9 protein-coding genes are annotated in these 11,283 nt (G+C 68.2%); 5 read left to right on the forward strand and 4 right to left on the reverse strand.

From position 1 onward, the window contains the following. Positions 1–177 precede the first annotated feature (177 nt). Together map and AAHM44_RS15975 are read right to left on the reverse strand one after the other, a co-directional pair. Entirely contained in the window at positions 178–966 is a 789-nt protein-coding gene (gene map, locus AAHM44_RS15970; protein WP_269575902.1) for a type I methionyl aminopeptidase, read from the reverse strand. Beyond that, positions 950–1,174, reverse strand: a complete 225-nt coding sequence (locus tag AAHM44_RS15975) for a ParD-like family protein (RefSeq protein WP_342250600.1) — start codon at positions 1,172–1,174, stop codon at positions 950–952. Before AAHM44_RS15975 ends, map begins: the two co-directional genes overlap by 17 nt. 385 nt (positions 1,175–1,559) lie before the next feature. Between AAHM44_RS15975 and AAHM44_RS15980 the strand changes: the two genes are divergently transcribed. Together AAHM44_RS15980 and AAHM44_RS15985 are read left to right on the forward strand one after the other, a co-directional pair. After that, complete coding sequence (locus AAHM44_RS15980; RefSeq protein ID WP_269575903.1) at positions 1,560–3,923, forward strand: putative bifunctional diguanylate cyclase/phosphodiesterase; 2,364 nt, start codon at positions 1,560–1,562, stop codon at positions 3,921–3,923. Positions 3,924–4,155: 232 nt separating this feature from the next. Then, entirely contained in the window at positions 4,156–5,751 is a 1,596-nt protein-coding gene (locus tag AAHM44_RS15985; protein ID WP_342250601.1) for an alpha-N-arabinofuranosidase, read from the forward strand. A gap of 13 nt (positions 5,752–5,764) precedes the next feature. On the opposite strand, the gene araD1 is transcribed toward AAHM44_RS15985, so the two are convergent. Next, positions 5,765–6,760: an AraD1 family protein gene (gene araD1 / locus AAHM44_RS15990; RefSeq protein ID WP_342250602.1), complete on the reverse strand. Its 996-nt coding sequence runs from the start codon at positions 6,758–6,760 to the stop codon at positions 5,765–5,767. Positions 6,761–6,891: 131 nt separating this feature from the next. Between araD1 and AAHM44_RS15995 the strand changes: the two genes are divergently transcribed. Then, complete coding sequence (locus tag AAHM44_RS15995) at positions 6,892–7,653, forward strand: FadR/GntR family transcriptional regulator (RefSeq protein WP_342250603.1); 762 nt, start codon at positions 6,892–6,894, stop codon at positions 7,651–7,653. 13 nt (positions 7,654–7,666) lie between these two features. Here AAHM44_RS15995 and AAHM44_RS16000 read toward each other — a convergent pair whose 3' ends face one another. Then, positions 7,667–8,956 carry a sugar MFS transporter gene (locus AAHM44_RS16000; protein WP_342250604.1) on the reverse strand — a complete coding sequence of 430 codons (1,290 nt, stop codon included), beginning with the start codon at positions 8,954–8,956 and terminating at the stop codon, positions 7,667–7,669. Between the two features lie 133 nt (positions 8,957–9,089). Here AAHM44_RS16000 and AAHM44_RS16005 point away from each other — a divergent pair, with 133 nt between their 5' ends. Next, complete coding sequence (locus AAHM44_RS16005) at positions 9,090–9,371, forward strand: hypothetical protein (protein WP_269576601.1); 282 nt, start codon at positions 9,090–9,092, stop codon at positions 9,369–9,371. Between the two features lie 21 nt (positions 9,372–9,392). Beyond that, complete coding sequence (locus AAHM44_RS16010) at positions 9,393–11,189, forward strand: IlvD/Edd family dehydratase (protein WP_342250605.1); 1,797 nt, start codon at positions 9,393–9,395, stop codon at positions 11,187–11,189. The last annotated feature ends 94 nt before the right edge of the window (positions 11,190–11,283 follow it).

Here is an 11,283-nt window from a genome sequence, read left to right on the forward strand (position 1 = left end):
CCGGCTGCGTGAGCCAAGCAGGCGAAATCCTACATTGCAAGGCAGCACGCGGCACACAGCGCGTCATCCCCGCGAAGGCAGGGATCCATTCTGGCTGGTTGAGATGAGTCTCACTGCGTTCAGCGGCAATGGATCCCCGCCTTCGCGGGGATGACGGGGATAGAGTCGCCCCTTCCCCTACGCCGCGCGCCGCATCCGTTCGAACACGCCGCGCTCGTCCGGGCGCAGGGTTAGGACCTGGACGCCGGTCGCGGTCACCGCGACGGTGTGCTCGAACTGGGCGGAGAGCGAGCCGTCCTGGGTTACCACGGTCCAGCCATCGGCCTCCGTCCGCACCCCGCGACGGCCGCGGTTGAGCATCGGCTCGATCGTGAACACCATGCCCTCGCGCAGCATCATGCCGGTGCCCGGCTTGCCGAAATGGAGGATCTGCGGCTCCTCATGCATCTCGCGGCCGATGCCGTGGCCGCAATATTCGCGGACCACCGAATAGCCGTTCCGCTTGGCATGGCGCTCGATCGCCCAGCCGATATCGCCCAACCGCGCGCCGGGGCGCACGGTGCGGATGCCGTGCCACATCGCCTCATAGGTCGCCTGGACCAGCCGCCGGGCGGCCGGCGCGACCTCGCCGATCAGATAGGTCTTGCTCGAATCGGCGATGAACCCGTTCTTCTCCAGCGTGATGTCGAGATTGACGATATCGCCGTCGCGCAGGACGTCGGCCTCCGACGGCACGCCGTGGCAGACCACCTGGTTGACCGAGCTGTTGAGCACATAGCCATAGCCGTACTGGCCCTTGCTCGCCGGCCGGGCCTGGAGGTCCTCGGTGATGAACCGCTCGACCAGCGCGTCGATCTCGAGCGTCGACATGCCGGCGAGCACGGTGCGATCGAGCATCTCGAACACCGAGGCCAGCAGACGGCCGGATTCGGCCATCAGCGCCAGTTCCTCAGGCTGCTTCGTCATGCCGCACCACTGCCAGCGGTTGGGGAGAGACGCCCGCGGCACGCAGCTCGCGCTCGACAATCTCGTTGAAGCTCAGCGTCGGGTTGGTCTCGCACAACATGCCGATCTTGATCCAGAAGGCCGCCTGCGCGTTGATCGACCGGCAGCCGACCTTGCTCGCGCGGCGGAGCTGGTCGTGCAGGTCTTCCTCGATGTTCACGATGCCCATTTGGAAGTCCGTATATGATTCGTATATGTATCGTATATGTTTTGTAGATTTGGATGCCAAGGGGTTTCCCTTTCCCCGTCATCCCCGCGCAGGCGGGGATCCATTCCGGATGACGGGGATGAGTCTCACGACGTTCAGCGGCAATGGATCCCCGCCTGCGCGGGGATGACGGAGGGAAAGGACGCGGTTTAGCCGTTCCCCGGCGAAGGCCGGGGTCCAGTTGCCATGTCTTTCGTGAGGTTTCCCGCGCCTTCGAGGGTTCGTTGCGACTGGGCCCCGGCCTTCGCCGGGGAACCGGCGGAAGAATTGGATTGGCCGCAGGAAATTCCCCTCCCCCCGCCCCACCCTAACCACTCGTCAACCAACGTTGGGCTACCGTGGCCGGGTGACTAGCCAGACGACATCCCAATTCGCCCGGCCGCGCATCGATGCGCGTGCGCTTCTGGGCCTGTACGACCCGGCGGACACGACCGACTGGGGGCCGATCCGTGCCGCCCAGCTCCATGCGGGCAGCCAGCTGGCGCTGTTCATGCTCGCTGCGAATGTGATCGGCGCGTCGCTGGTCACCATGATCCTGGCGCCGCTGGTGCCGCTGTGGCAGCTCGCCGGGTGGAGCGCGCTGGTCGCCGCCGCCGGTGCCGCCGTCGCCTTTCGCCGGCTCGCCCGCCGCCACCGCGAGGCGGTTACCGCGTCGCTGGGCGATGTGCGCGACACGCTGTTCGACGGGATCGCGCTGGGCGCGGTCTGGTCGATCCCGCCGCTCGCCTTCGGCCATCTGGTCGATGCCAGCGCCGCGCTGGGCCTGTGGATCGTGCTGTCGCTGCTGATGACCGCCAGCGCCGTGGCAATGGCCGCGCTGCCGATGGCCACGATCACCTTCGTCTCGATCACCGGCGCCGCGCTGGTGACGACGCTGTCGCTGATCGCCTCGCCGATGCTGGCCGCCGCTTCCGCGCTGTTCACCGTGCTGCTGGTGATGGCCACCTTCGCGCGCGGCAAGGCGCTGGTGGTGATCCGCGCCGGCGAGATCGCGATCGCCGACCGCGACGAGACGCTGAGCCTGCTGCTGCGCGAGACCGAGCGCGAGGGCGAGGCCGACTGGCTGTGGGAGATCGATGCGCAGCGCCGCGTGGCGCGCGCCAATCCGCGCTTCTCCAAGTCGCTGGGGGTCGATCCCAAGGCGATCAACGGCATGCCCTTCCTGCAGGTGCTGGCGGGCCCGAGCTGGGAAGACGGCAATTTCGCACCCGGCCTGCGCGAGCTCGCCGAGCGGCTGAAGACCCGCGAGCCGTTCCATGACCTGCTGCTGCCGGTGCTGGTGAGCGGCGAGGAGCGCTGGTGGGAAATGTCCGCCAGTCCGCGCTTCGACGAAAGCGGCAGCTTCATCGGCTTCCGCGGTGTCGGCTCGGACGTGACCGAGGCGCGCAAGTCGGCCGACCAGATCAGCAAGATGGCGCGCTTCGACACGCTGACCGGGCTGCCCAATCGCCTGCTGCTCAACGAAACGCTGGCGCGGGCGATGGCCGAGGCCGAGAAATGGGGATCGCGCTGCGCCTTCATGATGATCGACCTCGATCGCTTCAAGGCGGTGAACGACACGCTGGGCCACCCGGTGGGCGACCGGCTGCTGATGCGCGTTTCCGAACGGCTCAAGCAGCTGATGAGCGACAACGAGATGGTCGGGCGGCTGGGCGGCGACGAGTTCGCCGTGGTGGTGCGCGACGCGACCGATACGGCGGGCATCGAGCGGCTGGCCCAGGCGATCATCGACACGGTCTCGCGCCCCTATGAGATCGACCAGAACACGCTGTTCATCGGCGCCTCGGTCGGCCTCGCGGTCGGCCCGCGCGACGGGCGCACCGCCGAGATGCTGATCCGCTCGGCCGATCTGGCGCTCTATCGCTCCAAGGACAGCGGCGGCGGCGCCTATCACAGCTATGAGCCGCAGCTGCACATGGCCGCCGAGGAGCGCCGCGTGCTCGAGATCGCGCTGCGCAGCGCGGTCGAGAATGGCGAGATGCACCTCAACTACCAGCCGGTGGTGCTGGCCGACAACGGCACGCTGCGCGGCTTCGAGGCGCTGCTGCGCTGGACGCATCCCGAGTTCGGCGTGGTCTCTCCCGCCAAGTTCGTGCCGCTGGCCGAGGATGCCCGGCTGATCCCGGCGATCGGCGAATGGGTGCTGCGTACCGCCTGCCAGGAAGCGGCCAAGTGGGATTCGGATATCCGCGTGGCGGTGAACGTCAGCCCCGAGCAGCTCCACTCGCCGGCCTTCGCCACGATGGTGGCGCAGGCGCTGGCCCAATCGGGCCTGCCGGCCGAGCGGCTGGAGCTGGAAGTGACCGAAAGCGTGTTCATGCGCGAGGGCACCCAGGCGATCCATGTGCTCGAGAAGGTGCTGGAGCTGGGCGTGAAGCTGAGCCTGGACGATTTCGGCACCGGCTATTCCTCGCTCGGCTATCTGGCGCACACCCGGTTCAGCACGATCAAGATCGACCGCAGCTTCGTGCAGGGCGCGTCCAAGGGCACCAAGGAAGCGATCGCGATCATCCGCGCGGTGGTGGCGCTGGCCGACAGCCTGGGCATGGCGACCACGGCCGAGGGCGTGGAGACCGAGGAGGAGCACCACATGGTCCAGCGGCTCGGCTGCACCAAGGTGCAGGGCTATTATTTCGGCCGCCCGCTGCCCGTGCAGGAAGCACGCGCGCTGGCGACCCGGGCCAGCAGCGGCGAGACGGCGGCGGCCTGAGCCACTGGCGACCCGGGCGGCGACACCCGATTGCACCTCCCGGTTCGCGCCACAGCCCTTTAGTCAGGCTATTATGGCCACGCGCCCGCCACGCTCGTGGCTGGATCTTCCCAAATCCTCACCATAGCGCTGCCCGAACCGGCCGCTTGACCTGATATTTTGTCTGACTAAAACCTGATCGTCGCCGAGAAGGACCACCTTCCGGAAGAAGAGATCACGAGAGGGAGGCACGATGTTCGATCTTGTCCGTCCGGGCGCGCTCGCCCTGCTGCTTGCATCCGCGTCGCCAGCGCTGGCGCAGAAGGATGCATCGGCCCCGATCGAAGTGACGGTGGACAGCGCCAGGCCGGGCAGCAAGATCGACCGCAACATCTTCGGCCAGTTCGCAGAGCATCTCGGCACCGGCATCTATGGCGGCGTATGGGTGGGCAAGGACTCGCCGATCCCCAATGTGCGCGGCATCCGCAAGGACGTGGTCGCCGCGCTGCGCGCGATCCGGGTACCGAACGTGCGCTGGCCGGGCGGCTGCTTCGCCGACGAATATCACTGGCGCCACGGCATCGGCCCGGCGAAGGACCGGCGCGTCACGATCAACTCGAACTGGGGCGGCGCCACCGAGCCCAACAGCTTCGGCACCGACGAGTTCATGGACTTTGCCGACCAGATCGGCAGCGACGCCTATATCTCGGTCAACCTCGGCTCCGGCACGGTCGCGGAAGCCGCCGAATGGATCGAGTATATGACCGCCGATCCCGCGACCACGGCGGGCAAGGAGCGCGCCGCGAACGGGCATGCCGCGCCCTACAAGGTGAAGTATCTGGGCATCGGCAACGAAAGCTGGTCGTGCGGCGGCGCGATGAGCCCCGACCATTATGTCGATGTGATGAAGCCGTTCGCCCGCTTCGTGCGCAACTACAACCCCGCCCAGGCGGCGGACGGCCCCGGGGCGATGCAGCGCATCGCGGTGGGGCCGGGCGACGACAATCTCGCCTATACCGAAAGCGTGATGAAGGCGTGGAAGGCGCATGACTGGGCATGGAGCATCGAGGGGCTCTCGCTGCATCGCTACACCACCGGCGGCGGCTGGCCGACCACCCAGCCGAGCACCGGCTTCGACGAGGACCGCTACGCGCTGATGCTCAAGGAAACGCTGGGCATGGAGGAGACGATCGCGAAGAACGCCGCGATCATGGACAAGTACGACCCCGCGAAGAAGGTGGCGATCGCGGTCGACGAATGGGGCGCCTGGCTCGCGCCCGATCCGGGCACCAATCCCGGCTTCCTGCGCCAGCAGAACTCGATGCGCGACGCGATCCTGGCCGCGCTCAACCTCAACATCTTCGCGCGGCACGCGGACCGCGTCCGCCTGACCAACATCGCGCAGATGGTGAACGTGCTCCAGTCGATGATCCTCACCGACAAGGAGAAGATGGTCCTTACCCCGACCTATCACCTCTACAGGATGTACCTGCCCTTCCAGGACGCGACCTTCGTGCCGGTGACGTTCGACGCGGGCGTCTACAGCCAGGGTGACATCAAGCTGCCGCGGATCGACGCGGTCGCGGTGCGCGACACGGCGGGCCGGCTATGGCTGGCGGTGACCAATCTCGATCCGGCCAGGCCGGCGCGGATCGCGGCGCGCTTCCCGGGCCTGCAGGTGCGCGCCGCCCGCGGCGAAGTGCTGACCGCGCCGCGGGTGGACTCGGTCAACAGCTTCGACGCGCCGGAAGTGGTGGTGCCCAGGCCCTTTGCCGGCAAGGCGGACAAGGGCGGCGTGCTGCTCGACCTGCCGGGCAAGTCGGTGGTGGTGGTGCGGATCGAGGGCTGAGGCGCCGCCGCGCTCAGAGCGCCCGCACCGCGACATGGCCGGCATCGGCGCTGCGGGACAGCGGGTTGCGCAGCGGCAGGGTGAAGGGCGCCGCCTCGATCTCGAACACGTCGCCCGGCGCGGTGCGGATACCGTCGCTGAACGAGAGGGTGGCGGTGCCGAAGAAATGGACGTGGACGTCGCCGGGGGTGCGGAACAGCGGGTATTTGAAGTGGTGATGCTCGAGATTGGCGAGCGTGTGCGACATGTTCGCCTCGCCCGAGAGGAAGGGCTTCTCCCAGAGCGTCGCGCCGTCGCGCAGGATCCGGCTGGTGCCGCGCACATCCCCGGGCACCGCGCCGACGAGCAGCTCCGGGCCAAGTGCGGCCTGACGCAGCTTCGAATGGGCGAGCCAGAGATAATTGTGCCGCTCGGTCACATGGTCGCTGAACTCGTTGGCGAGGCAGATGCCGAGCCGCCAGGGAGTGCCGTCCGGGCCGATCAGGTAGATGCCGGCGAGCTCGGGCTCCTCGCCGCCGTCCTGCGCGAAGCCGGGCATGTCGAGCGCCTCGCCGGGGCCGGCGAGATGCGTGCCGTTGCCCTTGTAGAACCATTCCGGCTGCTGGCCGACCGCGCCGGCGGCGGGCTTGCCGCCCTCGACGCCCTCGAGGAACATCCGCATGCTGTCGGTCTTGTGGGTGGCCGCGGCGGCATCGCGGTGCATCTTGTCGCGCCCCTCGGCCGAGCCGAGATGGGTGAGGCCGGTGCCGGCCAGGACGAGGTGCGCGGGATCGGGATGGTCGATCGGCGCCACCAGCCGCCCCGCCGCCAGCTCGGCCGCGAGATCGACCTGGCCGGAAATGCCGAGCGCATCGACCGCCTCCGCCAGCGACCGGCCGCTCTCGATCGCCCGCAGCGCCAGCGCGCGGACATCGGACACGCCGGCGACGAACCCGGCCCCGTCCTGCCGCGCCGCGATCACCCGCCGGGTGCCGTCCTGGTCCCGATGCTGCAACAGTCGCAATGCCATGTCCTCTCCCTTTCAACCGCTGCGGGCGGCAATAATTAGTCCGACATATTATTGGCGCGCACCAAAGGCAACTTGCATGCGCCGGAATGTGCGCGGATAAGACCGGCCAGTCACAAGGGAGCATGCGCCGGATGGCATCGAAGGAGGAGGAGGCCCAAGCGCCCGCGGCGGCTTCCGCGGTGCAATTGACGCCGTCTCCCAAGGGTTCCGGCCGCCGCCTGCGGGGTGCAGTCGCCCATTATCTCGGCACCGCGATCGTCTCCGGACGGATCGCCCCGGGCGAACGGCTGACCGGCGAAGTCGCCAACGCCGAGGCGCTCGACGTGTCGCGCAGCGCCTATCGCGAAGCGGTGCAGGTGCTCACGGCCAAGGGCCTGGTCGAAAGCCGCCCCAAGGCCGGGACGCGCGTCCTGCCGCGCAGCCGCTGGAACATGCTCGACCCCGCCGTGCTGGCCTGGGCCTTTTCGGGCGAGCCCGATCTCGACTTCGTCCGCGACCTGTTCGAGCTTCGCGCGATCGTGGAGCCCAATGCCGCGCGCCTGGCGGCCGAGCGCCGCGACAAGGCCGACATCAAGGCGATGAAGGACGCGCTGACCAAGATGCGCCGCTACACGCTGGCGACCGAAGCCGGCCGCGCCGCCGACCGCGACTTCCACGACGCGCTGCTCCAGGCGACGCACAACAGCACCCTGATCGCGCTGAGCGCGAGCATCGGCGCGGCGGTGAACTGGACGACCCAGTTCAAGCAGCGCGCCCGCGCCCTGCCCCGCGACCCGCTGCCCGACCATGCCCGCGTGTTCGACGCGATCGTCGCGGGCGATGCGGATGCGGCCAGCCAGGCGATGCGCACGCTGGTCGACCTGGCGCTCGAGGATACACGCTCGGCGATGTAAGCCCGCGCCCGGCTCAGGCCCTCGGCGTGGGGCGCGAGCCCCATAGCGCGTAGAAGAGCACATAGAGGCTGCACGCGGCGGTGACGAGAAAGCCCCAGTGCAGGCCATAGCCGTCGGCGATCTTGCCCTGGATCGAGGCCAGTGCGCCGCCCGCGATCGACATGATGAGGAGCCCGGAACCCTCCTCCGTCAGCGGCCCGAGCCCGCGGATCGCCAGCGCGAAGATCGCCGGGAACATGATCGAAATGCCCAGCCCGACCGTGATCAGGCCATACATCGCCACCGGCCCCGGCACGAACACGGCGACCAGCGAGCCGCCCATCGCGATCAGCGCGAACAGCGCCAGCACGCGCTCCGGCGCGATCTTGCGCATCAGCCCGGCGCCGAGGAAGCGACCGACCATCATCCCGCCCCAGAACAGGGTGAGATAGGTGGCGGCATGCTCCTGGGTGAGGTTTGCGACGCTGGGCTGCGACACGAAGTTGATGAAATAGCTGCCGACGCCGATCTCGGCGAGCACGCAGAGCGCGATGCCGACACAACCGAGAATGAGGTTGCGGTGGCGGAAGAGCGACAGGCTGCGGCGCTCCTCGGCCGAGACACGCCGGGTGGCGGCGCCGAGCGCCGGGAGCTTTGCCCGTGCGATCAGGAAGGCGAGGATCGCGAGCACGATCGCCACGATCAGATAGGGCAATTCCGTCGCCTGCGCGTCGGCCATGCGCTGGGCGTGGGTGAGCTCGGTGCCCTGCGCGGTGGTGCCGCCGGTGGTGCGCGCGAGGATCAGATACTTGCCGAACAGGATCGCCAGAACGTCACCGGTGGTGTTGAACGCCTGCACCAGGGTGAGACGGGATTCAGCACTCTCGGGCGGGCCGATCACCGCGACATAGGGGTTCGCCGCGACCTGCAGCAGCGCGATCCCGCACGACACGATGAACAGCGAGGCAATGGTGATCCAGTAGGAGACCTGCCAGGCGGCGAGGATCATGCCCAGCGAGCCGATCGTCATCACCGCGAGACCCGTGGTGAGCGCGCGCTGATAGCCGATCCGCTCGATCAGCCTGGCCGCGGGGATCGAGGCCAGGAGATAGCCGATGAACCATACCGATTCGATCAGGCCGGTCTCGAAATAGCTGAGCGCGAACACACTGCGCAGGTGCGGCAGCAGCGTGCCGTTGATGACGCTGATGAAGCCCCACATGAAGAAGAGCGAGGCGAGCAGCGTAAGCGCCGGGCCGTAGCGCGGCGCACCCGCCACGTCGTTATGCGCAACGGTCGCGGTTGATCCCGGCGGCAATGCCATGGCTCTCATTCCTCTCATGCCGCCCTGTCCGGCGCGGGTTGCTCTTTGCTTTCTAGTCGGAGTATTGATTAGCCAATCGGGCGTCAACAACCGATGGCGCCGCATATCGCGAATATGCCCGACGGAGAGAGCAATGAAGCCGATCATCGCGCTCGCACTGGCGCTTCCCCTGGCCATGCCGGGCGTGGCGCATGCCGCCACCGCGGAGCGAAAGGCCTTGGGCACCCTGTCGGACGGGCGCGCGGTCGAGGCAATAACTCTGCCTAACGCCCATGGCATCGCGCTCGCGCCGCAGCTGTTTCCCGACACGCCGAACCCGCCGGCATTCGGCTCCGCCCGGCTCGATCCCGGCCAGACCTATCGCAACCCGATCCTCTATCGTTTCTCGACCCCCGCGCCTTCGGGCCGGGATTGAGCACGCACACAAGGCTTACCGATGACCGATTCCGCGTTCCCCAAGCTGCGCAGCCGCGCCTGGTTCGACAATTCCGAGAATATCGACATGACCGCGCTCTACCTCGAGCGCTATCTCAACTTCGGACTGAGCCTGAAGGAACTGCGCTCGGGCAAGCCGGTGATCGGCATCGCCCAGACCGGATCGGACCTGAGCCCGTGCAACCGCCACCATCTGGTGCTGGCGGAGCGCATCCGCGAAGGCATCCGCGAGGCGGGCGGCATCGCGCTCGAATTCCCGGTGCACCCGATCCAGGAGACCGGCAAGCGACCGACCGCGGGGCTGGACCGCAATCTTGCCTATCTGGGCCTGGTCGAGCTGCTCTATGGCTATCCGATCGACGGCGTGGTGCTCACCACCGGATGCGACAAGACCACGCCTGCCTGCCTGATGGCGGCGGCGACGGTGAACATCCCGGCGATCGCGCTATCGGTCGGGCCGATGCTGAATGGCTGGCATCGCGGCGAGCGCACCGGATCGGGCACGATCGTGTGGAAGGCGCGCGAGATGCTGGCCGCCGGCGAGATCGATGATGAAGGCTTCATCAAGCTGGTGAGCTCGTCGGCGCCCTCGACCGGCTATTGCAACACGATGGGCACGGCGACGACGATGAACAGCCTGGCCGAGGCGCTGGGCATGATGCTGCCGGGCAGCGCCGCCATCCCCGCCCCCTATCGCGACCGGCAGGAAGCCGCCTACCACACCGGCAAGCGCATCGTGGAGATGGTCGCCGAGGACCTGAAGCCCTCCGACATCCTGACCCGCGAGGCGTTCCTCAACGCGATCGTGGTCAATTCGGCGATCGGCGGATCGACCAACGCGCCGATCCATCTCAACGCGATCGCCCGCCATATCGGCGTCTCGCTCGATATCGCCGACTGGCAGGAACATGGCCATGACGTGCCGCTGCTGGTGAACCTGCAGCCGGCCGGCGAATATCTGGGCGAGGACTATTATCGCGCCGGCGGCGTTCCCGCCGTGGTGGCGCAGCTCATCAGCCGCGGCCTGATCACGGAGAGCGCGCTTACCGTCAACGGCAAGACAATCGGCGAGAATTGCCGCGCCGCCGAGATCGAGGACGAGGCGGTGATCCGGCCGTTCGACCGTCCGCTTTCCGAAGCCTCGGGCTTCCTGGTGCTGCGCGGCAACCTGTTCGACGCCGCGATCATGAAGACCAGCGTGATCGGCGAGGAATTCCGCGGGCGCTATCTCTCGAACCCGCAGGACCCCAATGCGTTCGAAGGTCCGGTCGTCGTGTTCGACGGGCCGGAAGACTATCATGCCCGGATCGACGATCCCGCGCTGGGCATCACCGAACACAGCCTGCTGGTGATGCGCGGGGCCGGGCCGATCGGCTATCCGGGCGCGGCCGAGGTGGTGAACATGCGCCCGCCGGCCTATCTGATCCGCGCCGGCATCCATGCCCTGCCCTGCATCGGCGACGGCCGCCAGTCGGGCACGTCCGCCTCGCCCTCGATCCTCAATGCCGCGCCCGAAGCGGCGGCGATGGGTGGCCTCGCGCTGCTGCGGACCGGGGACCGGGTGCGCGTCGACCTGGGCCGCTGCACCGCCGAGATGCTGGTACCGCCGGAGGAACTGGCGGAGCGCCGCGCCGCGCTCGAGGCGGAGGGCGGCTATCCCTATCCCGCGGCGCAGACGCCCTGGCAGCAGATCCAGCGCACGCTGGTGGGCCAGCTGGATACCGGCGCGATCCTGGAAGGGTCGGAGCAGTTCCAGCGCATCGCCCAGACCATGGGGCTGCCGCGCGACAATCACTAGCCCCCTGCCCTGCAGCAAGGATGCGGCGACGGCCGGCGGATGCGCGCCGCCGTCGTCGCGCTTCCCATGGCTGCTCCGCGGGGGGGGGGGGCCC

It is taken from the genome of Sphingomonas sp. OTU376 (assembly GCF_038440415.1).
In the GTDB taxonomy this organism is placed as follows: domain Bacteria; phylum Pseudomonadota; class Alphaproteobacteria; order Sphingomonadales; family Sphingomonadaceae; genus Sphingomonas; species Sphingomonas kyeonggiensis_A.